Here is a 24,033-nt window from a genome sequence, read left to right as displayed (position 1 = left end):
TGCGAATTGCAAAAACAATCTTCTTTTAATCACGTTCTAATATAACCAGTCTTAAAAATTCGTATTTTTCTTACTTCGGTGTCACTAAAACATGGCATTAAGTTTGAATCATTTTATCTAATCGCACCATGGAGCCGAATGATGAAGACGATTGGTTATGTGATCCCTTGTTTCCCCACTTTATCTGAAACTTTTACAGGGGTTGAAATGCGGGCGATGGCTGCAATTGGCCATCAAATCATTCCTTTCTCATTCGTTAAAGGACAGCATTACCAACAAGCTGATATCCCTCTCATGAAGCAATGCAGCTATTCGTCAAGCTTGCCCTATTACAGCTTTCGTCACATTCCTTATGCTTTTCGGTGTTTGCCTTTTATTTCTCAACAACACGAATTTGGTCGATTAGCCTTGATCCGCCAAGGATTACAATTGGCATTGTGGGCTGATCATCATCACTGCCAACACCTTCATGCACATTTTGCCTGGCACAGTGCTGCCATTGCGATAGTTGCAGCTAAAACACTTAATATTCCAGTGTCGTTTGTCGGTCATGGTGCCGATATTTATGCCGGCCCTCAGGATTTGCTCGCCAAGCTGGCACATTGCCAATTTTGCTGTGCTGTAACTAAAGCAATGCATGCACACTTACAGCCACAAACAGATACGCCTGTTCATTATTTACCCTGTGGTATTGAAGAGCAAAACTATCCCTTGTTAACTGAAGATTGGCATCCATCTGAACGCTTTCTCTTTATTGGACGTTTGGTAGAAAAAAAAGGCGTGATGACGCTACTACAAGCATTGCTGCAATTAAAGCATCCTATCAAGGTCGATATTGTCGGTGACGGCCCGCTGAAAGCGCAGTTAGCTTGGTTCTGCGAACAACACCAATTAACCAATGTTGTTTCTTTTTTAGGGAGCCAAGATGCCAATTGGCTTCGCTCCCATGCCGAACGCTATCAAGGCTTAATCGCCCCTTTTACGATTGCTGCTAATGGGGATACGGATACCGGACCTTTGGTATTAAAAGAGGCATTAGCACTCGGGCTTCCTATTATTACAACGAACCTTGATGGTTGCTGCGAAATTTTACCCCCTGATATTGGGATCATGGTGGATAGGGATTCGCCAGAACAGCTAGCTCATGCCATTACTCGCCACCAGCAACACACTCACCAAGCATTGCTGAAACAAAGAGAGTTAGGGTATCGCCACGTCATGCAACATTTCACTGCCGAGATTCAAGCAAAACGGTTATCGCAATGGATTGAAGCATTATGAAAACCTTTAAGGTTGTGGCGATTTACGGCATTGGGCTGGTTTTCTGTAAATTGATAGGGCTAGCACTGCAACCTTATGTCACATCCCAACTCGGGCTCGAAAATTACGGTAAACTGGATGTGCTATTGGTACTCACCACACTGCTGTCACTCCTCATCACTCTTGGTGTCATCGATGGGGTATATCGTTTTTATCATGATGACTCACAACCTGAGCGTTTACTTGGGCAAGCATTATGGCAAGTTTCACTATGCGGCTTGATACTCACCAGTTTGCTACTGTTTTTAAGTCCACAGTTTCAAACATTACTCCCCGGTCCCCCTCCATTATTTGCATTTAATTGCTTTATTTATACGATTTTTCTCAATGCACTCAATGCTATTCCATTAGCCAAGTTACGCATTGATGATAATGCGACACGCTTTATTACCGTCCAGGTTATTGTCGCACTGGTACAAGCTGGCCTAATTTTATCCTTGGTTCGCACATGGGGAGTAAATGGCATTGCTTTCGCTGGACTTCTTGCCCAATTGATTGGCAGTGTATTGTTATACCAACAATGGCCGAAGCCTAGCTTGAGTTTAAATGTCACCTTATTGAAATATGGAGTGATACTGACAATCTCAGGTCTACTTGGTTTTATTTCTTTAGGGGCTGAGCGCTGGGCAATCGCCCATTATTTAGGAGTGGATGCGGTATCGCCTTACGCTATTGCGATGCAGTGGGGAGTTGCAGCCAGTTTATTCATTGAGCCTTTCTCTCTCTGGTGGTTTCCCAAACGATTTAGTTTGGTAAATAGTGAAGAGCAAAAACAACAACTGGCTAATATTACGATATTAGCCTGTCAGCTTTGTATATTAGTTGCGGCTGCAATTATTTTATGTGGTCCCAGTTTTTTACGCTTTTGGCTTGAACCTGCCTTTCATTACAGCAGTATTTTGATCCCGTTTATTGCGCTTTGGTTAATGCTTAAAGGTTGCTGTACTTTTTTAAATGTTGGCTGCTATTACCATGAGCATGGCAAAGGCATTTTAATGATCAATAGCCTCTCAACACTGCTCTCACTGCTGGTATTTATTTTTATTCTTCCGATGTTTGATATTTTAGTGCTGATATATTGTGGGATCAGTATTCAAGCATTGCGCTTAGTGATTTTTTATTTATATAGCCAATACCATCTACCATTATCGTACCCTCTTCCTTCATTGTTTTTGAGCTTCGCTTTGATCTGCTTACTCTGTTTTTGTCAGCAATATCAGCTCACTTTTTTACTCATGATTTTAACAGCACTGCTCTGTTTTCAAGTGTACTGGCCTTGGCGTCATTATTGTCACTACCGTGATGTCTTGCGGGGGCTTCAGCCATGACAAAAACCAAACAAGTGATCATTGCTTTTATAGCAACAATGAGTAGTTTTGCTATTAGCCAATACACTCTAAAACATTATTTCGCTTTACTCGGGGTACTTGCCATCCCCTTTGTGATCAAACGTGCTTTTCTATTGTGTATTTGGTTTATTTTATTTTCTTACTTTCGGTTACATGAGGCGATGCCATGGCTAGAGCCTTTTAAGATCCCTCAATTATTGGCATTGGCTTGTCTTGCAGGATTAAGTTGGCAAGTTTGGTTTAATTTTAGTAGCTTCCAATGGCATCCATTACATACTTGGCTACTCATTTTTGCGTTATGGGTCGCTATTTGCTGTGTATTGGCATCTAACCGCACAGAATCATTCGAAATGCTCACTGGCAACTTTTCTAAAATTGTATTAATGGTGTTTGCTATTAGCTTGCTGCCGACAAATATCAATCAATTAAAACGTATCCCTTTATTGCTGATCTTATGTGGCTTATTAATTGCTTTTTTTACCCTATATAACAAAGTACATGGTATAGGGTTAGTCGAAGTGACCCGAGTCACGATTGGACGAGAGTTTGGCTCGATGCTTGGGGATCCTAATGATCTTTCCTTAGTTTTACTCTTCCCACTCTCATTTACCTTAGTCTATATATTTAATTCATCTCGCTTCATAAAATGCTTAGCGATCGCAGCGACATTAATGTTACTAGCTGGCATTACAGTGACTGAAAGTCGTGGTGGGCAATTAGGTGTGATCAGTGTAATTTTTATGGCCATCTTATTACACAGCAAAAATATCGTGATGCCTATGGTCATTACTGCTGTTGGGATCATTATACTGTTCGCTGCCGCAGGGCTTGAAAATCGGTTTGTATCAAGTGCAAGTTCAGGCACGATTGATGAATCTGCAATGGGACGTATTCATGCTTGGGTAGCCGCTATTTTAATGGCCGTTGATAACCCAATGACTGGGGTGGGATTAGGTAATTTCTATAATAATTATTTCTTTTACACCTTACATTGGGATAAAAAAAATCACGCTGTCCATAGCTCATGGTTTGAAATTTTGTCAGAAAATGGCTTCGTCGGCTTATTATTCTTTGCCATTTTAGTCGTTAAAACATTTCAGCTCAGTTACCGCCTTCTTCATCGGTTAAAACACAGCAACTATCAACCACTCGCTGAAGGTTTATGGCTAGGTATGATTTCCTTTTCTGTCAGTGGGACTTTTCTTACCCAAGGCACAACCTGGCCATTCTACATTTTACTCAGTTTGTTAATCGCAACAGATCGATTGTCACAAGACACCACCCAACTTTACCGACATCCACAACATACAGGTTCTTGATATGGAATTTCTGGTTTTTGGCGAGGATTGGGGACGTCATCCATCGAGTAGCCAACATTTACTGTCACTCATCGCTAAGCAATACCCAGTGTATTGGATAAACTCGATTGGCTTACGGCAACCACAAATAAACATCACAGATCTCAAACGCATAAGTGAAAAGATCGGCGCATTTTTATTTTCAACGAACATCCGACCAAATACGCTTTCAGCTGCCGCAATAAAAAAGGTGATCAAACCTCTCGTTTGGCCATTGGCAACCAATCCAATTATCAAGCGATTCAACCACTGCCTATTGACCAGACAGATCCCCGCTAAAAAACATTTTCGGATTATTTGGATCGCGCTCCCTAGTGCGGTTGATTATCTTGATCTGTGCCAAGCCGATATGATCATTTATTACTGTGGTGATGATTTCTCAGCTCTCTCAGGGGTCGATCATAACAAAACGACACAAGCTGAACTGACATTAATTGATCAAGCCGATCTTATCTATCTTGCCAATCAACAGCTAATGCCGCACTTTCCAGCCACTAAAACCGTTTATCTTCCTCACGGCGTTGATCTCAACTTATTTCAATCTCCAACACATTGTCCACCAGCGATCCAACAAGATCGTCCTAGTATTGGCTTTTATGGTAGCTTAAACACTTGGCTCGATTATGCGTTGTTAGAGTATCTTGCCAAGCAACGTCCTGATATCCAGTTCTATTTCATTGGTCACAAAGAATGTCGCCAAGCAGAGCTCTTGCAAAATAAAAATATCCAGATCCTACCGGCAGTACCTCACCATCAACTTGTTAATTATCTCCAGCACTGGAGTATTGCGATTCTACCTTTCGTTGATAACCGCCAAATCCAAGCATGCAATCCGCTAAAATTACGAGAATATTTAGCCGCAGGGTGTCCGGTGATCAGTAGCCACTATCAAGCTGCAAACGACTATGCTCCGCCGGTGATCATTGCCAAGACCCCCCAACAGTGGCTTGATGCGATTGATCACATTTTGCAATTTAGCTCAGAGCAACGGGCTCTCTATAAACAATCTGCTCATCAGCGTGTACAGGGGGAGAGTTGGCAACAACGTGTAGAGCAGATCCTCAATCAAATCCAAACGATCCGCTGCCAACATCACAAATAGGTAAAATCCTTACATCAGGCACTCTTTTTGCACCCTTTTTTATACACACAGCAAAAAGAGAATTTGTGATGATGCGAATGCTTTATCTAATCATAGTGATAGGGTTGGTTGGGTGTGCCAATTCTCCTCAATCAAATAATCAATTAGAACTATTTTTTAGCGCGGAACAAATCACATTAACCGCAGAGCAACGGCGAAAAATCATCCAGTTTTTTGACACCTACTCTTATAACAACATCACGGTTATCGTAGGCCCAGCCAAGCTTAATAATAAATTTGAAGCATTGCTTCATAGTCAGAAACGCATGCAAAACATTGAGTCGATTGCTCATGAACGCCAAATTCCCTTAACCTTGGAGTACTCCCCAAACATAACCGCTAATACACTGCTCCTTCGGAGTAACTAGTTACATGCGTCACCTACTCATTACTCGGCTCTATCCATTACTGTATGGGTTATGGCTACATCGCTATTTATTAATATTACCGATCCTTATCATGCCTTTTTTGATGACCATTGGTGGTTTTCTCAAAACCAAATATTACTACTCTGAAACAACAATTTTGGTCCAAGAAGCAGCGTTACTGAATCCCTTTTTAGAAGATCTTTCTATTTCAATGAATATTCAACAAAGGATCAAAGCACTACAAGTAGTGATCCAAAGTCAATCAACACTAGCAACCGTGATCGAAGAATTAAACATGGTACCCAACAATAGCCCAAAGCAGGTCAAAGCTATCGCAGCGCAGCTAGAACAAGGCATCAATTTAGAGTTAACAGGCAATGATCTGGTTCAGATGAGTTTGATTTGGCGTAACCCTGAAGAAATACCGCAAATACTCACGGTACTATCACGGATCTTTCTAGAGAAACTACGGGCTCCGGGGCGCGCCTCTATTGATAACTCCGAAGTCTTTCTTCAAAAACAACTCACTACCACCCAAAAAGATTTGGAATTAGCCGAAAGTGCATTGGCAAGCTTTAAAGCTAAAAACGCAGATAATCTTCCACTACTGCAAGGTGTGAATGTTGATACTAGTATTAAATTAACGAGGCAGATAAACGAATCAGAATTGGCCTTACTCCACGCCAAAAGTAAGCGTGACAGCATGTATAAAACACTCATCAACACCAATCCAGTAATAGGTAAGCTAGAGCAAGAAATTGTCATTGCTGAAGCTGAGTTAGTGGTATTACGTGCCAGCTATACAGACAAACACTCATCCATCAAAAACGTGCTTCGACGCTTAGATCGTTTAAAGCAAGAGCGCACTCGTCAGGTCGAATTACAACAATCACTGACACCCGCTCAAATCGATAGCCTCTGGCAACGTCTCGCTAATAGCTCTCAAGATCCTGAAAATAAAACACAGCCTATATTACTCAGCCAGTTCGAAGCCCTACAGCAAGCAGAATCTGAAATTGATGCCATTAATCAAGAGCTATTACTCCTCAAAGAACAAGCAGCAACCATTATTAGTAAACGGGTTGAATTTGCAGAGCTAGAGAAAAAGCTCACCAGCTTGGAGCGAAACTATAAAGTGAAATCGACTATTTATAACCAGTTACTCGAACGTTATGAAATGGCACGAGTCACAGGTCATCTCGGTCGTTTTGAAGAGCCTGATAAATTAAAAATTATAGATAAACCGACAGTACCGAAATCACCGCAGAACTGGCCTTGGTGGATGAATTTCGCTTTCGGTATTGTACTTGGCACTGTGGTTTCACTATTTCTGGTTGGAGTAACCATTCTTTTTGATACGCGGTTATATCAATCCAATCATATTCACCAATTAATCTCTTACCCGATTTTGGTGCGTATTCCTTATTTTTCAAAGGAGCTAGAGGATGGTTAGAACGCTACAAATCGTCCAACATCTTCGTCCCGGCGGGCTAGAAAAACTCGTACTAAATCTTGTACGCTTTGCTTCGCCTCATCATCATGTCTACATTGCATCACTCGAAGGCAACCTCTTGGCCTCCATAAAAGCATGGCCCGAATTAGCCATGTTTAAAGATAAGCTCATCTTTTTAAATAAGCCACAAGGCGTGCATCTCAAAACAGCCTATCAACTACGCAAAGTGATCCAAGAGTTCAATATCACGACCATTCATAGTCATCACCTAGGTCCTTTACTTTACAGTCGGCTAGCACTCATTGGGCTAAATCGCGCTCATATCCACACCGAACATGACAGCTGGCATTTACAAGATCCAAAACAAAAAAACATGACGCGTTGGCTACTCAAAAGTAAAAACATCGCTCTAGTGGCCGATGCCCCTAGTGTAGCTAAAGATCTGCAACAACTCCTTGGACGAGCCGCAAATCACATTATTTATAATGGTATCGACTGCCACTTTTTTTGTATTGGCGATCAAACCCAAGCTCGACACTATCTCAATTTACCTCAAGACGGCACTTTCATTGGCTGTGCTGGGCGCTTAGTCAGTGAAAAAGGCATCGATACCATGATCCATGCTCTTTCTTCACTTCCTGCACAATATCAATTAGTGGTTGCAGGTGATGGTTATGAATCACTGAATCTAAAACAGCTTGCAAGGCAGCTTGGAGTAGCAACACGGATCCAGTGGCTCGGTTATTGTGAGGATATGCGATATTTCTATCGAGCAATTAACGTATTTTGTATGCCATCTCGTCATGAAGGACTACCGCTAGCATTACTTGAAGCCCAAGCCAGTGGTAAACCGATTGTCGCTACCCGTATTGGTGCCATCCCTGATTTTACTTACCCAGATAGCAGCCAGCTTGTGTTACCCGATGATCCCAAACAGCTTTCACAAGCACTTCAGCACGTCATCACTCAAAACATCTGCGAACATAAAATTGCCCAATTTATACAACAGTTTGCCGATGTAAGAACCATGACAGCCGCTTACGAAGCGCTAGGGAGATAATTATGGCAATAAGTTGGCTGCTCCTTCTTATTCTTACTCTGATCATTATCTATCACCACATCATCTATAGTGCTGTCATGGTGTGGTATGGACGTCATTTAAAAAGAAAAATTGTCACGATTGAACCCAACAGTTTTCCCGCTATTGCCATCATCATTCCAGCTTATAATGAGGCCGCCCACATCAACGATAAGTTAGCAAATTTATTAATGCTCGATTATCCCGCAGATAAACTGTTTATTTTTATTTGCTGTGATGGCTGCTGTGATGATACCGCCAAGATTTGCCAACAATGGCAAAGTCAGTTCCAACGAGCCAATATTCATTTTCAACTACAAATCAGTACCAGTAATAAAGGGAAATTAGCTCGCCTCAATCAATTAATGACCATGGCGCAACCTTATGCCGAGTTAGTCGCTTTAAGTGATGTATCAGCACTCATTTCCATTGATGCCCTCAAGCAAGCTATTCATAGTTTTAACGATCCGAAAGTTGGTGCCATCACCGGCAATTACCTTATTTATAATGGCAATACCGGTGAGCAACAGTATTGGTCTTGGCAGAATAATATGCGCTTTGCTGAGTCACATTTAGGTAGCGTTATCGGTGGTAATGGGGCGTTTTATATTATGCGAACGCGATTATTTCAGCCGTTACCTCATGACACCATTAACGATGATTTCATGTTACCGATGCAGGTACTCAAGCAAGGCTACACCGTGATTTATAACGAGTGCATTAACAGTATTGAACTCGATATCAGCAGTGATGAAGAAACACATCAACGACGACAACGCATTGGCGCTGGTAACTTACAGCAACTGATCCGCTGTCGATTTGTATTTAACCTCCACCAGCCAGGGGTCAAATGGCTATTTGCTTCAGGTAAGGGGTTGAGAACACTCATGCCTTTTATCCTGATCATTTATTTAGGTTTAACACTTTATCTTGCTAGCCAAGGTTCATCTTTCGCACTATGGCTAACCGGTATCCAATGTGTCGGATACGGTTTAGCCGCATTGCCATTGATAGGCGTAAAACACACCTTTTTAGATAAACTGCATTACCTGATCGGAGGTTACCTCTCATCTTTTATTGGTATGGTGCGTTATCTCTTTGGTCAATTTAAGCATGGCTGGAAAAATAAGCCGCCAATTCATCATTACCAAAATACCAGCACACTCATCCTCAAACGCTTTTTTGATATTGTTCTAAGCTGTATAGGTCTGTTATTAACACTGCCTTTATGGCCTTTTATTGCTCTACTCATACGTTTGGACTCAAAAGGCGATATTTTCTATCGTCAAGTACGGGTCGGACAGATCAATGATGAACATATTATGCTGTTCTCGATGTTGAAATTTCGCACCATGCAGCCCAATGCAGAAGCTGAAAGTGGTGCCGTATGGTCACGTAAAAATGATCCCAGAATCACCCGAATAGGGTGCTTTTTACGTGATACCCGACTTGATGAACTTCCCCAGTTTATCAATGTGATAAAAGGCGACATGTCACTGATAGGTCCTCGTCCTGAACGTCCTGAGCTATGTGGTAGTTTGCAAAATGCATTGCCATTCTACCTTGAGCGAACTCGAGGTTTACGCCCGGGGATCACAGGTCTTGCCCAAGTCAATCAGGGGTACGACAGTTGTATTGAAGACGTAAAAGCAAAGATAGCATGGGATTATGCTTACTCAGTGGCATTAGCCTCGCCATTACAATGGCTTAGAATGGACTGCTATATTTTGCTCAAAACGGCATACATTATGGTTACAAGACGTGGACAATAATTGGCACAACCTTTGAATTACATTTATTAAAATAGACAATAAGGAACACCTTATGTTCGCTTCTTCTAATTCGGTGATTGCGATAACGTTACAAGATGAGTTTGATGCTCAGCGAGCTAAAGAGCTTGAAAAAGAGTTTGATGCTCTTAGCCAAACCGAACGCATGGAATTAGTGATCGATATGACAAAAGTGCAATTCATTGACTCATGCGGCATTGGTGCCATTGTCTTTTTATATAAACGTTTAAAAAGCCGTGGACGTCGTTTACGCCTACTTAATGTGAATGGACAACCAAGGGAGCTGATGCAAATGCTACGGATTGATAAAGTCATTCCGCTGATCACATCAGCTGAATTAACATGATGAATAGTAACCATCGGTGTATTTTCCTTTTTCTTATCGCACTACTTGCTGGCTGTAGCAACTCATTTTGGCCTGCACCTGGTGAAGTCCCATTGCCACCCGCACAACAAGCTCAACTACGTCTACTCGAACATCACCGTTTTGAAATGCAATTATTGGCAGTACGTGGTGCAAAGCATTGTTTACCAGGTCAATACATCACACTTGAAAACCTCTACCGCAAAGCACGAGAAGAAGCCTTATCGGGGTTTGTTAAAGATGCAGAAATCACCTTACTCAAATATCAAACGCAAAATGCAGTGATTCAAGAACAAATGGATTGGTTGGAATATCACACCTTATGTCTTGATCCACATTACTCAGAAGTGGAACTTAAAGAACGCTTCTTACTTTATATGGCCGTTGATAATCAATTTGCGTTAAATAAAACAGAACTGCTGCCTGAATATAAAAAATCATTACTTTACGCAGCTGAAATTATCAAACGCCAAGAACACTGGCTACTTCAACTCATTGGTTATACCGATAGCCAAGGCGGTACACAGAGTAATTATTACCTAGGTTTAGCCAGAGCGAATACCGTTAAAGACTTCCTCGTCGAAAATGGCGTCAATACCAATCAAATCAGTGTCACAAGCATGGGAGAAAGCCAAGCCATCGGTGATAACACGCTCACGAAACAATTAAGTAACCGTAAAGTAGAAGCAAGAGTCTTGGTTGAACATCACGCCCAGTCTATTCATCGTGTTTTTGATATTAAGGACTGGCATGCAATTCGAGACGGCCTATGATCCGTATTCTCTGTCTTCTTCTTTTCTTAACCAACGTTGCAATAGCTGCAGAGAGTACAACGACTCTAACAGCCGGTGATCGCATTTTCATTTTTGTACCGGGAGAAAAAACCTTTACTGAAGACTTTATTATTGATGATCACGGCAAAATTCAACTACCAGAAGTAGGAGCCGTGACCATTGCCGATCTCACTATTGCAGACGCTGAGCGTAAAATTAAACAAAGCTTATCAGTGGTTTTCCGAAACCTCGATGATTTTAAACTTACCCTCAAAGAGCAGCTCATCCGTATTCATGTCCTCGGTTACGTCGAAGAGCCTGGTACGGTTTCTCTAAAACCCAATAGCAATGTCCAGCTGGCAATAGCGGCGGCAGGAGGAGCAAGGCCAGGTGCACAGCTAGATAAATTTGTGATTACACAAAATGAAGTACAACGTAGTTTCAACTATAAAAAATACTTAGATACAGGTGATATATCATCGCTGCCAATCCTCTCTAATGGCGACACCGTGTTTGTGCCAGTCTCTCCACTACTTGGCAATATTGAAGTAGACTTTGATGCTGCTGCCATTCAAAACGCAGGGGATGCAAATGAGCGAAACGGATTAACTTTATTTGGTGAGGTAAGAAATCCGGGAACATTTAGCTATAAACCTGAAATGAATGTTGTCGATGCCTTAATGCGAGCTGATGGAGTAACCCGTTATGCCGATGTCACAAAAATCCGTGTTGTAACCGATAACAAACCCTATCAATTTGATTTAAAAACCTACCTCGATACTGGTGATGAAACCATGTTGCCACCAGTACAGCCCGGAACAACAATTTTTGCCCCAATTGAAGTCGACGATATCAGTACCACGGCAAGAACCGTTTTTGTAATGGGAGAAGTAAAGGCTGCTGGCCCTTATGAGATCGGAAAAGAAACCAAGTTTATTGATGTTTTAGCCAATGCCGGTGGACCAACCCGTTTTGCCGATACCACACAAATCAAAATCCTCAGTGAAACGGAAGCGCCTATTATTATCAATCTCGTCGAGTTTACAAAAAATCCGCAAAACTACCATGTTCCACTCATGAAGACGGGTGATGTCATCTTTGTTCCTGAAAAAACCACCGTCAATGAAAAATCTTGGCTCAAAATTACGGAAGACCGCTCCATAAAGATCATTGGCGCAGTCAACGTTCCGGGGCGTTATGAATGGAGCCCTGCGATGGATTTTATGGATCTACTCGCTCACGCAGAAGGGCCGACAAAACGAGCCAATCTGAGCAATATCCGGTTAATTGTCGAAGATGAAGACATCACCAACGGCCATGATGTTTCCTTTTTCAATCTACAAACTTTCATCAAACAGGGCAGTCCGAAACGGCTATTGCCGCCACTTTCTGCCGGCATGACCATTATTGTCGATGAATTACCAGATGATCCCAGTGATAACAAAGCCAGTTGGCTGCGCCAATCACCTAAAGATTCTATCTATGTTTTCGGCTCGATTGGTGCTCCCGGTCGTTATGCTTTTAATGATGAACAAGGATTTTTAGATATTCTTGCCGCTGCTGATGGACCCAATAATGAAGCCGATCTACAAGAGATCTTGATCACCCATCGTAATGGAACCACAAGCCAAGTAAGCCAATTAGATCTCGCGGAGTATTTTAAAACAGGTGATGAGTCTGCATTACCTAAAGTGGTACCTGGAGACGTTATTTACATCCCTAAAACGAAAAAGCCATCAGATCACAGTGCAATCAAAATTATAGGTGCCGTATACGAGCCAGGACGGTTTAACTTCAATCACAAACTGACTTTTCTTGATCTCCTCTCTATGGCTGGCGGCCCTAAAGAAAAAGCCAATATGTCAAACATCCGAATTGTTCGGCTTCCTGATCCCAAACAGCCTAGCGATATCGGGCACCAAGTGATCTTCTTTGATCTAGAAAACTTTATTAAAGAAGGTCACCCAGATAAAAAGCTGCCAAAGATAAAGGCGGGCGATACCATCATTGTTGATGAGCAGCCACATGATCCCAGTGACAATAAGTCCAGCTGGCTACGTCAATCAGCTAAAGATTCCATTTATATTTTTGGTGCCGTAGGTGCCCCGGGGCGCTACGCTTTTAATAAAGAGCAGGGCTTTCTTGATATTCTTTCTGCGGCCGATGGGCCGATTGGGGATGCGGATTTACAAGAGTTATTGATCACCCATCGTAACGGCCAAAAAACCCGAGTTACCCACCTTGATCTTGCTAAATATTTTGAAACTGGCAATGAAAAACTACTCCCCAAGGTTCTGCCAGGCGATGTCATTTATGTTCCACAGACGCTAAAAGCCAAAGATGATAAAACAGTGATGGTGATCGGCTCCGTAAAGGGACCTGGACGCTTTAAATGGAATAAAAAACTAACCTTTTTAGAGATCTTCGCCTTAGCGGGAGGCCCTCTAGAAACGGCAAACCTCAGTAGTATTCGGATCATCAAAAAAAATAAAAATGATCCTAACAGTATTATTTATTTCGATTTAGAAAAGTTCATAGATAGAGGCGGTAACTTTGCTGGACTGCCGATTATCAGGCCCGGTGACACCATCATGGTCGATGAACTGCCTCATGATCCGACTGATAACAAATCCACTTGGATCAGACAAAACGCTGAAGAATCCATTTATGTCTTTGGTGCAGTTAACGCCCCTGGAAGATATGCATTCAATGAGGAGTTAAGCTTTTTAGATATTCTCGCCGCCGCTGATGGCCCCGATAAAGATGCCAATCTACAACAAATAAAAATCAGTCACCGTAATGGTACACATGCCGATGTCACCACTTTAAATCTCACCCTTTATTTTGAAACCGGTGACGAAAGCCTGATCCCTAAAGTTGTACCCGGTGACGTTATTTACATCCCACAGCGAGATGGAGACTGGCTCGATAAACCAGCCGATCGTGTCGTCAGATTAATGGGAGAAGTCAAAAAACCCGGTCGCTACTCATTTAATAGCCAGATGTCATTATTAGATCTACTCGCAGAGGCTGGAGGGCCAACCGATAAAGCGTATATCGACAAAATCATGATCGTCAATGCGTCGTGCTGTGGCGATAAAAGCCAGACTTTCAGTTTGCGTGATTACATCAAACATCCAGCAGATACTCCGATCCCAATGCTTCGCCCAGGAGATACGGTATATGTGCCAAATGAAGAAGATTCAACAACCGCACTTTTGCGTCAGGGATTGCAAGATGCCTTTAGCCTTGTCACAACATTACTCGTAATAGGAGCGGCATTATGAAACCCTGGCTAAGCGAGGAAATGGAACACCTATTCCAGCAGATCCATCAATTGCAGCTAAGGATCATCTGTATCGCTAATTGCAATCAAAAATGCGGTAGCTCAACTATGAGTTATTGGCTCGCTGAGCGCTGCTCTGAAAACCAAACCAAGGTCTTATTGATCGATTTAGATCTTTCCGGATCTGGTCAGGGGTACGATCCTATCCACTGGGAAACCGATAACAAAAATAAAGAGCAATCTTTGATCGTCAAGCATCAATATTTAGATATATTGCCTCAACCAGAAGATCAATCAACCGTCCTGACCTTACGCCAACCTCATAAACTCCGTTATCTACTGCAATATTGGCAGCAGCAATACCACTATATTATTTGTGATACTGGCAATATTAATACCGCTAACTGGCGCAACCTCCCTGCGGTAAATATCGCCAATGCCAGTGATGGGATCCTACTTTGCTTGTCAGCAGCCAAAACAACAGAAAGTCAGTTACTGACAAGCATTGCCAAACTTGAAAAGAGTAACTGCAACATCATAGGGATCATTATTAATGATCAATTTAATCCAACGCTAGCCCAACGATTATTAAAAAGCATGAACTCAAAAGCGTGGTGGTTACCTGAAAAAATAAGAAACAAGATCACCACAATACTTAATAAAAGTCAGCTGTTACAAGGAAAGTACCAATGATCCATCAGATCCTTTTCAAACAAACATTTAGCTTAAATTACGACAATCTAAAAACCATGCGTCAGTGGTTAAGAATACAAAGTTACAAACTCAATTTAAGCTATGAGCTCAGCCAACACATCATCCTCGTTTGCAATGAATATTGCGTAAACTTACTCGTACATCAAAACAACACAGCTAGCCATGTCGAATTAAAATATGGATTACGTAACAATCAAGCAAGGTTTGAAATCATCGACAATGGTTCATATTGGAATGAGATGGAAGATAAAATACAGTCAGCTACATTACCAGAAGAGCCAACGTGCAATAAATTAGGACTAGCATTAATAAACACCTATTTTCCTGATTTTAAATACTTTATTTCAAATAATAGAAATATTATCCGATTTAGTATTCCGCGCTTAAAAGCTAAACCCCAGCTCTTAATTGTTGATGACAGCCCGAGCCAATTAGCCTTATTCGCCACATTTCTGCGTCATCACTACCAGCTAATTTTATTTAGTAAGCCCTGTGAAGCACTAGAATGGTTAACACACAGTCGCTGTGATATGGTGATCACCGACTTACATATGCCAGATATTGACGGCTTTACCTTTAGAGATAAAGTCACTCAGCTCCAAGACTGCCAATCACTGCCTTTTATCTTCATTTCTGGTGACAACAAAGACACCACATTACTCGAAGCTGCCAGAGCTGGCATAGACGATTACCTAACAAAACCCTTAGAGAAAGAAAAACTGCTCACTATATTAAAACGGGTATTTAAACGTCACAGTATTCTTGCTTCAGTTTTTGAAAAGCAATTACTTGATCAAATGACCCCATATCAAGCAGAGCTACCAAAAAAAATTACGGTTCGAGACATTACAATCAATATTGAGCAATACCCTGTAAACCAAGGTGATTTTCTACTTTATCGAAAACCCAAAAGTACCGCTCCAGCAATGATCATACTCGGTGATAACATGGGACATGGGCCATTAGCGAGAGCAAACGGGATAGGTTGGTTTGGTTATATTGCAGGGTTACTGGATGCAGGAATCGAAACACCCGAAGAGATCTGTCATATTCTCAATCATCAGCTCATATCAGCAAGAAAAAATCGCCACATGATCTGCCTAATGATCATCACAATAGATAACGAAAATAACTTAAAAATATATAATGCAGGCATGCCCTCAGCATTGAAAATAAGCCATAAAGACACATGCTATCTTGAAGAAAATATCGGTTTATTAGGTATTAACCCACAACTTCTCATCAAACCTAAAAGTATTACTCTCACATCAAATATTAGTGTTCATTGCTATAGCGATGGGTTATTTACTAAGCCAATAACAACCCATTTTCTTGAACGACTAAGTCATAAGACAACAATACAGCGTCATGAAAAAATATGGGCAAACCCACAACAATCAACTATCGATGATAAAACACTGATCAGCATTTATCGGTAGTCTCGCGATTAACGCCATAAGCAGACGCTAAAATCGACCACCGCTGTATACCACTAAAGTTGTTCGTAACTTGAATATAGCTATATTTAGAACATGCTTGCCATTCTTTATTGGTCATAGAATCAAAACAAAGAATATACCACACCAATTTTGGCCACTCATAAGTCTCAACTAACCAACGTGAATCAACAAGTCGAGATAAATCACCAACCTGAGTACCAATAACAGGGATACCATTCGCCATCGCTTCTAACGCAGCCATAGGTAAGCCTTCAGCACGGGACGGGATCAACAACAAATCCAATTGATTCCAATTACCCGACATATCTTCAACTGCACCATGCCATTTAACATTGGAATAACTCGCCAATAAATTCGCTTCTTCGCCATCACCAAAAACATGAAATTGAATGGTCGGGCACTGATTAGATAGCTGTAGATAACGATCTATCCCTTTAACGTGACATAAACGTCCAACAAACCCCACTTGCAAAATTTTATGTCGACTACGAAAAAGAAAAGGGGGGATCGCATGAATAAAATTATTTAATACAGAACATGGAAAAGGAACTTTAGACTTAATGTCGTCACTCACCGCAAAATTAACGGAAAGAAAACTGGTATAGCGATTTAACTGCTCATAAAAAGCAAGGCGACCGATTAAAAATTCCCCAGCATGAAAAGTAGTTAGCACCTTACATCGACGGAAAAGTTTTAAACATCTGGCCCAAAGAGAAGATTTATAGCCATGGGCGTGGATCACATCATCAGATTTAAACAAGAATAATAAAGAAAAGAAACCGGGTGCTACGATGTAATCAACCTGATTATTATCAAGGAGACGATAAAGCGGGTGATGATCAACATGAGAAAGGAAAATAACTTTGAAAGGAACTTTTTTCTCTCGAATTAATAAAGACAGTTGCAAGACATGGCTTTCAATACCACCAAAACCAGAACTATCTAACATTAAATAAAGCATATTCTCCTCAGTGTGACATCAACACACTGAAAAAGGATGCAAAAAAAAAGCCGAGTCTAAAGACTCGGCTTCTTTTTTTATTTAACGGCTATTGCTTATTCAGCAGCAGCTTCTTCCTGAGCTTCAGGACGGTCAACTAACTCGATGTAAGCCATAGGAGCTTTATCACCAGCACGGAAACCGCACTTCATGATACGAGTGTAACCACCAGGACGCTTAGCAAAGCGTGGACCTAGTTCGTTAAATAGTTTCGCAACAACTTCGTTGTCACGAGTACGAGCGAATGCAAGACGACGGTTAGCAACACTGTCAGTCTTAGCTAGGGTAATCAAAGGCTCAATTACGCGACGTAGCTCTTTTGCTTTAGGCAGGGTAGTCTTAATTAATTCGTGACGTACCAGAGAGCTAGCCATGTTGCTGAACATCGCTTTACGATGACTGCTGTTGCGGTTGAGTTGACGACCACTCTTACGATGGCGCATGACCTAATCCTTCTAACTAGATATCAGTAAACTATTAATCTTCAGCGATTGACGCTGGCGGCCAATTTTCTAGGCGCATACCTAGAGATAGACCACGAGAAGCCAATACATCTTTAATTTCTGTTAAAGACTTCTTACCAAGGTTTGGCGTTTTAAGAAGCTCAACCTCAGTACGCTGAACAAGATCACCGATGTAGTGGATCGCTTCTGCTTTCAGACAGTTAGCAGAGCGAACAGTTAGTTCAAGATCGTCTACAGGACGCAGTAGGATCGGATCGAACTCCGGCTTCTCTTCTTTCTCTTCTGGAACTCGTACATCGCGAAGATCTACGAATGCATCCAATTGCTCAGCAAGAATAGTTGCTGCACGACGGATAGCTTCCTCAGGATCAAGTGTACCGTTAGTCTCCATATCGATTACTAGCTTGTCTAAGTCAGTGCGTTGTTCAACGCGAGCTGCTTCAACAGCGTAAGCAATACGGTCAACTGGGCTGTAAGTAGCGTCTACTAACAGACGGCCAATTGGACGCTCATCTTCTTCAGTGTGAATACGAGCAGATGCTGGTACATAGCCACGACCACGTTCTACCTTGATGCGCATGCTTAATTCAGCATTGTCATCAGTAATGTGGCAGATTACGTGTTCTGGGTTCGCAATCTCAACATCACCATCATGGGTGATGTCACCTGCAACAACAGGGCCTGCACCAGATTTGTTCAGAGTAAGAATAACTTCATCTTTACCCTCAACCTTAACGGCTAGACCTTTAAGGTTTAGAAGAATTTCAAGGATATCCTCCTGAACGCCTTCTTTGGTGCTGTACTCATGTAACACACCGTCGATTTCAACTTCTGTTACAGCACAACCTGGCATAGAAGATAGTAAAATACGACGAAGAGCGTTTCCTAAAGTGTGGCCAAAACCACGCTCTAATGGCTCTAGAGTTACTTTTGCGTGTGTCGTGCTAACTTGTTCGATGTCAACAAGACGCGGCTTAAGAAATTCTGTTACAGAACCCTGCATTGTGTCCTCTCTTAACTGTAGCCTTACTTAGAGTAAAGCTCGACGATCAGGTGTTCGTTGATGTCGGCAGACAAATCAGAACGTTCTGGAAGACGCTTGAACGTACCTTCCATCTTGCTGCTGTCTACTTCGACCCAAGTCGGTAGTTCACGCTGTGTAGCAACTTCTAGAGCTGCTTTGATGCGTGCTTGGTTCTTAGCTTTCTCACGAATGCTAACAACGTCGTTTGCCGCTACCTTGAAAGAAGGAACGTTTACGACTTGACCGTTTACTAGGATCGCTTTGTGGCTTACCAACTGACGTGCTTCTGCGCGAGTTGCGCCAAAGCCCATGCGGTAAACTACGTTATCTAGACGACCTTCAAGAAGCTGAAGCAGGTTCTCACCTGTGTTACCCTTGATGCGGGCAGCTGTCTTGTAGTAGTTACGGAATTGTTTTTCTAGTACGCCATACGTACGACGAACTTTCTGCTTCTCACGAAGCTGAACGCCGTAATCAGATAGACGACCACGACGAGCACCATGTTGGCCCGGCGCGTTATCAATTTTACACTTGGTATCAATCGCGCGTACACCAGACTTAAGGAATAAGTCAGTGCCTTCGCGACGGCTAAGCTTCAGCTTAGGACCCAAATATCTTGCCATTTTTCTTTCTCCAAATTCCTAGAAACGAAACGTTATACGCGACGTTTCTTAGGTGGACGACAACCGTTGTGAGGGATCGGAGTCGCATCAACAATGTTAGTGATACGGAAACCCGCTGCGTTTAGAGCACGGATTGTAGACTCACGACCTGGACCAGGGCCCTTAACCATAACTTCTAGGTTCTTAACGCCGTATTCTTTAGCCATTTCACCACAACGCTCTGCAGCAACCTGTGCAGCGAACGGAGTAGATTTACGAGAACCACGGAAACCTGAACCACCTGCAGTAGCCCAAGATAGAGCATTACCTTGACGGTCTGTAATGGTTACGATTGTGTTGTTGAAAGAAGCGTGGATGTGCGCAACGCCATCAGCTACTTGCTTGCGTACGCGCTTACGAGCGCGTGTAGGTTGTTTTGCCATTGTACTCTACCTTATCCGATTATTTTTTGATCGGCTTGCGCGGACCCTTACGAGTGCGAGCGTTGGTTTTAGTACGCTGTCCACGTAGAGGTAGACTGCGACGGTGACGAAGACCACGGTAACAACCAAGATCCATTAGGCGCTTGATGTTCATGGAAATTTCACGACGAAGATCACCTTCTACAGTGTACTTAGCTACACCATCACGCAGTAGATCGATCTGCTCTTCAGTTAGTTCACTGATCTTAACATCTTCAGCAATACCCGTTTCAGCTAGGATAGCTTTTGAACGAGTCTTACCAATGCCGTAGATCGCAGTAAGTGCGATAACAGCATGTTTCTGATCAGGAATGTTAATGCCTGCAATACGGGCCACTATTCACTCCTAGTACTTTACAAGAATAACCGCTGCAGAGCCCGTTTAGGATACGCAGCGGTGAACAATTCTTTTGCACATAACAAAAGATGGTTGGCTAATGTAGCCAACCTATCTTCAATTTGCAAGAAATATTTCTGCTAATTAGCCTTGGCGTTGTTTATGCTTTGGCTCACTGCAAATCACACGCACAACACCGTTGCGCTTGATAACTTTACAGTTACGGCAGATTTTCTTAACGGAAGCACGAACTTTCATTGCTAAACTCCGTAAAATGGAAAACTAACTTAGCGGCCATAGCCTTTAAGGTTAGCCTTTTTCAAAACTGACTCATATTGTTGAGACATCAAATGTGTCTGAACTTGAGCCATGAAATCCATAATAACAACGACTACGATAAGTAGGGAAGTACCGCCAAAATAGAAGCGAACATTCCATGCTATCATCATGAACTCGGGGATCAGACAGATAAACGTAATATACAACGCACCCGCAAGAGTTAAACGTGTCATTACTTTATCTATATATTTTGCGGTCTGTTCACCCGGGCGTATACCAGGTATGAATGCCCCAGACTTCTTCAAGTTATCAGCTGTCTCGCGAGGGTTGAAAACCAACGCAGTATAGAAGAAACAGAAGAATATAATTGCAGCAGCATAAAGCATTACATATAAAGGTTGACCAGGACTTAGAGCAAGTGAGATATCACTTAACCAACCTAGACCTTCACTTTGACCAAACCACTGAGCCAGCGTTCCTGGAAAAAGAATAATACTCGATGCAAAAATTGCTGGAATAACACCTGCCATGTTGATTTTCAACGGTAGGTGTGTGCTTTGCGCAGCAAAAACACGTCGACCTTGTTGGCGTTTAGCGTAGTTAACGACGATACGACGCTGACCACGTTCCATAAACACAACAAAGTAAATAACAGCAAATGATATAACCGCAATTAACAGTAGAAGAAGTACGTGCAATTCACCTTGACGCGCTTGCTCTACGGTCTGTCCAATCGCTGGCGGTAAACCTGCAACGATACCAGTGAAAATAATCAATGAAATACCGTTACCAATACCACGCTCGGTAATTTGCTCACCTAACCACATTAAGAACATGGTACCAGTAACCAAACTAACCACTGCAACAAAGTAGAAACTAGGGCCTGGATTATGTACAAGCCCTGGAATCATACTTGGTAACCCCGTTGCAATACCAATTGCTTGGAAGGTTGCCAAAACAAGCGTACCGTATCGGGTGTACTGACTAATCTTACGACGGCCAGCCTCACCTTCTTTCTTCAACTCAGCTAATGCTGGATGAACTACTGTTAGCAACTGGACAATAATCGATGCCGAAATATACGGCATAATGCCCAGCGCTAGAATAGAAGCACGCGAGAGTGCACCACCAGAGAACATGTTAAACATTTCAATGATGGTACCCTTTTGCTGTTCGAACAGACTGGCAAGTACAGCAGCGTCAATACCAGGAATAGGAACAAAGGAACCCGCTCTAAATATTAAGATCGCACCTAATACGAATAAAAGGCGTGACTTAAGCTCTGCTAGGCCACCTTGTGCGCTACGAAAATCTTGTCCTGGTTGTTTAGCCATCTGTACCTCATCCTCGAGTTAATTATTCCTCGATTTTACCGCCAGCAGCTTCGATAGCAGCTTTAGCGCCTTTAGTAACGCGTAGGCCTTTCACTGTTACTGAACGAGCGATCTCACCAGAAAGTACAACTTTCACGAACTTAACGTCCTTAGTGATAACATTCGCAGCTTTTAGTGTTTCTAGGCTTACTACGTCACCTTCAACTTTCGCTAGCTCTGCTAGACGAACTTCAGCTGTTACAAGGCTCTTACGTGATGTAAAACCGAATTTTGGTAGACGCTGTTTCAAAGGCATTTGACCGCCTTCGAAGCCTGGACGTACTGAACCACCTGAACGTGATTTCTGACCTTTGTGACCACGGCCACAAGTTTTACCCAGACCTGAACCGATACCACGACCTACGCGCTTCGCAGAAGGCTTAGAACCCGCAGCCGGTGATAGAGTATTCAAACGCATTCTGATTACTCCTCAACTTTAACCATGTAGTAAACTTTGTTGATCATGCCGCGTACGCAAGCAGTATCTTCAAGTTCAACAGTGTGGTTGATGCGACGAAGGCCTAGGCCACGCAAAGTAGCTTTATGCTTCGGTAGACGACCGATAGAGCTCTTTGTTTGGGTTACTTTAATAGTTTTAGCCATGTCGATTACTCCAGAATTTCTTTAACAGAAAGACCACGCTTAGCTGCGATCATTTCTGGAGAGTTCATTCCACTTAGACCGTCAATTGTTGCGCGAACAACGTTGATTGGGTTAGTAGAACCGTATGCTTTAGCTAGAACGTTACGGATACCCGCAACTTCTAGTACTGCACGCATTGCACCACCCGCGATGATACCTGTACCTTCAGACGCTGGTTGCATGTAAACTTTAGAACCAGTGTGAACGCCCTTAACAGGGTGGTATAGAGTACCTTCGTTGATTGCAACTGTAACCATGTTACGGCGTGCTTTTTCCATCGCTTTCTGGATTGCAGCAGGAACTTCACGTGCCTTACCGTAACCAAAACCGATGCGACCGTTACCGTCACCAACTACAGTTAGTGCAGTAAAGCTGAAAATACGACCACCTTTAACCGTTTTTGAAACACGGTTAACAGCGATCAGTTTTTCATGCAAATCTGATTGTGTTTTTTCGTTAGCCATCTTCCGCCTACCTTAGAATTTCAGACCAGCTTCACGAGCAGCTTCTGCTAGTGCAGCGATACGGCCGTGGTATTGGAAACCAGAACGATCGAATGCAACGTTAAGGATGCCTTTTTCAATCGCGCGCTCAGCAATAGCTTTACCTACAGCTGTAGCAGCGTCTTTGTTACCAGTGCTCTTAACTTGCTCACGGATCGCTTTTTCTACGGTAGAAGCGGCTGCGATAACCTCAGAGCCGTTTGGTGCGATTACCTGAGCGTACACGTGACGTGGAGTACGGTGTACAACTAGGCGAGTTGCGCCCAGTTCAGCAATCTTACGACGTGCTCGGGTCGCACGACGGATACGAGATGCTTTCTTATCCATAGTGTTACCTTACTTCTTCTTAGCTTCTTTAGTACGCACAACTTCGTCGGCGTAACGAACACCTTTACCTTTGTAAGGTTCAGGGCTACGGTAAGCGCGAATATCAGCAGCTACTTGACCTACAACCTGCTTATCAGTACCAGTAAGTACGATTTCAGTTTGTGATGGACATTCAGCTTTGATACCTGCTGGAAGTTCGTGCTCAACTGGATGAGAGAAACCTAGAGTTAGAGCTACTGCATTGCCTTTGATAGCAGCACGGTAACCTACACCCTTAAGAGTCAGCTTCTTAGTGAAGCCTTCAGTAACACCAACAACCATGTTGTTAACTAGTGCACGTGCAGTACCTGCTTGTGCCCAAGCTTTTTCGAATCCTTCACGAGGACCGAAAGTAACTTTGTTCTCTTCCAAAGTTAGAACTACTGCTTCGTGGATAGAACGAACTGCTTCGCCCTTACTACCTTTAACAGTAATTTCCTGACCGTTAAGTTTAACTTCTACGCCGGCAGGAATAACTACAGGTGCTTTTGCAACACGAGACATATC

25 protein-coding genes are annotated in these 24,033 nt (G+C 42.6%); 12 read left to right on the top strand and 13 right to left on the bottom strand.

The window, feature by feature from the left end; all coding sequences use genetic code 11:
• Positions 1–141 precede the first annotated feature (141 nt).
• The 12 genes from Q7657_RS10225 (at position 142) to Q7657_RS10170 (ending at position 16,433) form a co-directional block, all read left to right on the top strand.
• On the top strand, positions 142–1,281 hold the full coding sequence (locus tag Q7657_RS10225; protein WP_107167453.1) for a glycosyltransferase family 4 protein: 1,140 nt from the start codon (positions 142–144) through the stop codon (positions 1,279–1,281).
• Entirely contained in the window at positions 1,278–2,648 is a 1,371-nt protein-coding gene (locus Q7657_RS10220) for a lipopolysaccharide biosynthesis protein (protein ID WP_107167452.1), read from the top strand. Before Q7657_RS10225 ends, Q7657_RS10220 begins: the two co-directional genes overlap by 4 nt.
• Positions 2,645–3,988, top strand: coding sequence for an O-antigen ligase family protein (locus Q7657_RS10215; RefSeq protein ID WP_107167451.1), 1,344 nt, complete (start codon positions 2,645–2,647; stop codon positions 3,986–3,988). Before Q7657_RS10220 ends, Q7657_RS10215 begins: the two co-directional genes overlap by 4 nt.
• Position 3,989: 1 nt before the next feature.
• Entirely contained in the window at positions 3,990–5,129 is a 1,140-nt protein-coding gene (locus Q7657_RS10210; RefSeq protein WP_107167450.1) for a glycosyltransferase family protein, read from the top strand.
• A gap of 411 nt (positions 5,130–5,540) precedes the next feature.
• Complete coding sequence (locus Q7657_RS10205) at positions 5,541–6,989, top strand: sugar transporter (RefSeq protein WP_107167448.1); 1,449 nt, start codon at positions 5,541–5,543, stop codon at positions 6,987–6,989.
• Positions 6,982–8,049 carry a glycosyltransferase gene (locus Q7657_RS10200; protein ID WP_107167447.1) on the top strand — a complete coding sequence of 356 codons (1,068 nt, stop codon included), beginning with the start codon at positions 6,982–6,984 and terminating at the stop codon, positions 8,047–8,049. The genes Q7657_RS10205 and Q7657_RS10200 overlap by 8 nt, the downstream gene beginning before the upstream one ends.
• Before the next feature lie 2 nt (positions 8,050–8,051).
• Positions 8,052–9,839, top strand: a complete 1,788-nt coding sequence (locus tag Q7657_RS10195; protein WP_107167446.1) for a sugar transferase — start codon at positions 8,052–8,054, stop codon at positions 9,837–9,839.
• Between the two features lie 52 nt (positions 9,840–9,891).
• Positions 9,892–10,203 carry an STAS domain-containing protein gene (locus Q7657_RS10190; protein ID WP_053987246.1) on the top strand — a complete coding sequence of 104 codons (312 nt, stop codon included), beginning with the start codon at positions 9,892–9,894 and terminating at the stop codon, positions 10,201–10,203.
• Positions 10,203–10,994: an OmpA family protein gene (locus Q7657_RS10185; protein ID WP_498827400.1), complete on the top strand. Its 792-nt coding sequence runs from the start codon at positions 10,203–10,205 to the stop codon at positions 10,992–10,994. Before Q7657_RS10190 ends, Q7657_RS10185 begins: the two co-directional genes overlap by 1 nt.
• The gene (locus Q7657_RS10180) at positions 10,991–14,281 is read left to right on the top strand and encodes an SLBB domain-containing protein (protein ID WP_107167444.1); all 3,291 of its coding nucleotides are present in this window, start codon (positions 10,991–10,993) and stop codon (positions 14,279–14,281) included. The genes Q7657_RS10185 and Q7657_RS10180 overlap by 4 nt, the downstream gene beginning before the upstream one ends.
• Positions 14,278–14,973 carry a P-loop NTPase family protein gene (locus Q7657_RS10175; RefSeq protein ID WP_053987243.1) on the top strand — a complete coding sequence of 232 codons (696 nt, stop codon included), beginning with the start codon at positions 14,278–14,280 and terminating at the stop codon, positions 14,971–14,973. Before Q7657_RS10180 ends, Q7657_RS10175 begins: the two co-directional genes overlap by 4 nt.
• Positions 14,970–16,433: a response regulator gene (locus tag Q7657_RS10170; protein ID WP_107167443.1), complete on the top strand. Its 1,464-nt coding sequence runs from the start codon at positions 14,970–14,972 to the stop codon at positions 16,431–16,433. The genes Q7657_RS10175 and Q7657_RS10170 overlap by 4 nt, the downstream gene beginning before the upstream one ends.
• On the opposite strand, the gene Q7657_RS10165 is transcribed toward Q7657_RS10170, so the two are convergent.
• The 13 genes from Q7657_RS10165 to rplF all read right to left on the bottom strand — a co-directional run bounded on the left by Q7657_RS10165 (position 16,417) and on the right by rplF (position 24,030).
• On the bottom strand, positions 16,417–17,415 hold the full coding sequence (locus Q7657_RS10165) for a glycosyltransferase family 4 protein (RefSeq protein WP_107167442.1): 999 nt from the start codon (positions 17,413–17,415) through the stop codon (positions 16,417–16,419). The two genes, Q7657_RS10170 and Q7657_RS10165, sit on opposite strands and share 17 nt — an antisense overlap.
• Positions 17,416–17,510: 95 nt before the next feature.
• Entirely contained in the window at positions 17,511–17,897 is a 387-nt protein-coding gene (gene rplQ / locus Q7657_RS10160) for a 50S ribosomal protein L17 (protein ID WP_008988073.1), read from the bottom strand.
• Positions 17,898–17,931: 34 nt separating this feature from the next.
• Positions 17,932–18,921: a DNA-directed RNA polymerase subunit alpha gene (locus Q7657_RS10155; RefSeq protein ID WP_005370957.1), complete on the bottom strand. Its 990-nt coding sequence runs from the start codon at positions 18,919–18,921 to the stop codon at positions 17,932–17,934.
• 23 nt (positions 18,922–18,944) lie between these two features.
• Positions 18,945–19,565, bottom strand: coding sequence for a 30S ribosomal protein S4 (gene rpsD / locus Q7657_RS10150; RefSeq protein WP_005370959.1), 621 nt, complete (start codon positions 19,563–19,565; stop codon positions 18,945–18,947).
• Positions 19,566–19,597: 32 nt separating this feature from the next.
• Positions 19,598–19,987, bottom strand: coding sequence for a 30S ribosomal protein S11 (gene rpsK / locus Q7657_RS10145; RefSeq protein ID WP_005370963.1), 390 nt, complete (start codon positions 19,985–19,987; stop codon positions 19,598–19,600).
• A 19-nt stretch (positions 19,988–20,006) separates the two neighbouring features.
• A complete protein-coding gene (gene rpsM, locus Q7657_RS10140) occupies positions 20,007–20,363 on the bottom strand; it encodes a 30S ribosomal protein S13 (RefSeq protein ID WP_008988074.1) in 357 nt (118 codons plus the stop codon).
• 144 nt (positions 20,364–20,507) lie between these two features.
• Positions 20,508–20,621 carry a 50S ribosomal protein L36 gene (rpmJ, locus tag Q7657_RS10135; RefSeq protein ID WP_000868186.1) on the bottom strand — a complete coding sequence of 38 codons (114 nt, stop codon included), beginning with the start codon at positions 20,619–20,621 and terminating at the stop codon, positions 20,508–20,510.
• Between the two features lie 29 nt (positions 20,622–20,650).
• Positions 20,651–21,976 (bottom strand): preprotein translocase subunit SecY, encoded by a 1,326-nt coding sequence (gene secY / locus Q7657_RS10130; protein ID WP_005370968.1) that lies wholly within the window; start codon positions 21,974–21,976, stop codon positions 20,651–20,653.
• 22 nt (positions 21,977–21,998) lie between these two features.
• Entirely contained in the window at positions 21,999–22,433 is a 435-nt protein-coding gene (gene rplO, locus Q7657_RS10125) for a 50S ribosomal protein L15 (protein ID WP_008988075.1), read from the bottom strand.
• A gap of 5 nt (positions 22,434–22,438) precedes the next feature.
• Positions 22,439–22,618, bottom strand: coding sequence for a 50S ribosomal protein L30 (gene rpmD / locus Q7657_RS10120; RefSeq protein WP_005302823.1), 180 nt, complete (start codon positions 22,616–22,618; stop codon positions 22,439–22,441).
• A gap of 5 nt (positions 22,619–22,623) precedes the next feature.
• Positions 22,624–23,121 carry a 30S ribosomal protein S5 gene (rpsE, locus tag Q7657_RS10115; protein ID WP_008988076.1) on the bottom strand — a complete coding sequence of 166 codons (498 nt, stop codon included), beginning with the start codon at positions 23,119–23,121 and terminating at the stop codon, positions 22,624–22,626.
• Between the two features lie 12 nt (positions 23,122–23,133).
• Positions 23,134–23,487, bottom strand: a complete 354-nt coding sequence (gene rplR / locus Q7657_RS10110; protein WP_008988077.1) for a 50S ribosomal protein L18 — start codon at positions 23,485–23,487, stop codon at positions 23,134–23,136.
• Between the two features lie 9 nt (positions 23,488–23,496).
• The gene (rplF, locus tag Q7657_RS10105; protein WP_053987240.1) at positions 23,497–24,030 is read right to left on the bottom strand and encodes a 50S ribosomal protein L6; all 534 of its coding nucleotides are present in this window, start codon (positions 24,028–24,030) and stop codon (positions 23,497–23,499) included.
• Positions 24,031–24,033: the final 3 nt, after the last annotated feature.

It is taken from the genome of Candidatus Photobacterium acropomis (genome assembly GCF_030685555.1).
Classification (GTDB): Bacteria; Pseudomonadota; Gammaproteobacteria; order Enterobacterales; family Vibrionaceae; genus Photobacterium; species Photobacterium lucens.
This window is presented reverse-complemented; position numbering and strand designations above follow the sequence as displayed.

Coding starts and splice junctions, on each gene's coding strand:
- Q7657_RS10200 (WP_107167447.1), top strand. CDS start 6,982: ATGGTTAGAACGCTACAAATCGTCCAACATCTTCGTCCCGGCGGGCTA.
- rpmD (WP_005302823.1), bottom strand. CDS start 22,618: ATGGCTAAAACTATTAAAGTAACCCAAACAAAGAGCTCTATCGGTCGT.
- Q7657_RS10225 (WP_107167453.1), top strand. CDS start 142: ATGAAGACGATTGGTTATGTGATCCCTTGTTTCCCCACTTTATCTGAA.
- Q7657_RS10185 (WP_498827400.1), top strand. CDS start 10,203: ATGAATAGTAACCATCGGTGTATTTTCCTTTTTCTTATCGCACTACTT.
- Q7657_RS10210 (WP_107167450.1), top strand. CDS start 3,990: ATGGAATTTCTGGTTTTTGGCGAGGATTGGGGACGTCATCCATCGAGT.
- rplO (WP_008988075.1), bottom strand. CDS start 22,433: ATGCGTTTGAATACTCTATCACCGGCTGCGGGTTCTAAGCCTTCTGCG.
- rplF (WP_053987240.1), bottom strand. CDS start 24,030: ATGTCTCGTGTTGCAAAAGCACCTGTAGTTATTCCTGCCGGCGTAGAA.
- Q7657_RS10180 (WP_107167444.1), top strand. CDS start 10,991: ATGATCCGTATTCTCTGTCTTCTTCTTTTCTTAACCAACGTTGCAATA.
- Q7657_RS10205 (WP_107167448.1), top strand. CDS start 5,541: ATGCGTCACCTACTCATTACTCGGCTCTATCCATTACTGTATGGGTTA.
- Q7657_RS10215 (WP_107167451.1), top strand. CDS start 2,645: ATGACAAAAACCAAACAAGTGATCATTGCTTTTATAGCAACAATGAGT.
- Q7657_RS10155 (WP_005370957.1), bottom strand. CDS start 18,921: ATGCAGGGTTCTGTAACAGAATTTCTTAAGCCGCGTCTTGTTGACATC.
- Q7657_RS10220 (WP_107167452.1), top strand. CDS start 1,278: ATGAAAACCTTTAAGGTTGTGGCGATTTACGGCATTGGGCTGGTTTTC.
- Q7657_RS10165 (WP_107167442.1), bottom strand. CDS start 17,415: ATGCTTTATTTAATGTTAGATAGTTCTGGTTTTGGTGGTATTGAAAGC.
- rpsK (WP_005370963.1), bottom strand. CDS start 19,987: ATGGCAAAACAACCTACACGCGCTCGTAAGCGCGTACGCAAGCAAGTA.
- Q7657_RS10175 (WP_053987243.1), top strand. CDS start 14,278: ATGAAACCCTGGCTAAGCGAGGAAATGGAACACCTATTCCAGCAGATC.
- Q7657_RS10170 (WP_107167443.1), top strand. CDS start 14,970: ATGATCCATCAGATCCTTTTCAAACAAACATTTAGCTTAAATTACGAC.
- rplR (WP_008988077.1), bottom strand. CDS start 23,487: ATGGATAAGAAAGCATCTCGTATCCGTCGTGCGACCCGAGCACGTCGT.
- rpsD (WP_005370959.1), bottom strand. CDS start 19,565: ATGGCAAGATATTTGGGTCCTAAGCTGAAGCTTAGCCGTCGCGAAGGC.
- rpmJ (WP_000868186.1), bottom strand. CDS start 20,621: ATGAAAGTTCGTGCTTCCGTTAAGAAAATCTGCCGTAACTGTAAAGTT.
- secY (WP_005370968.1), bottom strand. CDS start 21,976: ATGGCTAAACAACCAGGACAAGATTTTCGTAGCGCACAAGGTGGCCTA.
- Q7657_RS10195 (WP_107167446.1), top strand. CDS start 8,052: ATGGCAATAAGTTGGCTGCTCCTTCTTATTCTTACTCTGATCATTATC.
- rplQ (WP_008988073.1), bottom strand. CDS start 17,897: ATGCGCCATCGTAAGAGTGGTCGTCAACTCAACCGCAACAGCAGTCAT.
- rpsE (WP_008988076.1), bottom strand. CDS start 23,121: ATGGCTAACGAAAAAACACAATCAGATTTGCATGAAAAACTGATCGCT.
- Q7657_RS10190 (WP_053987246.1), top strand. CDS start 9,892: ATGTTCGCTTCTTCTAATTCGGTGATTGCGATAACGTTACAAGATGAG.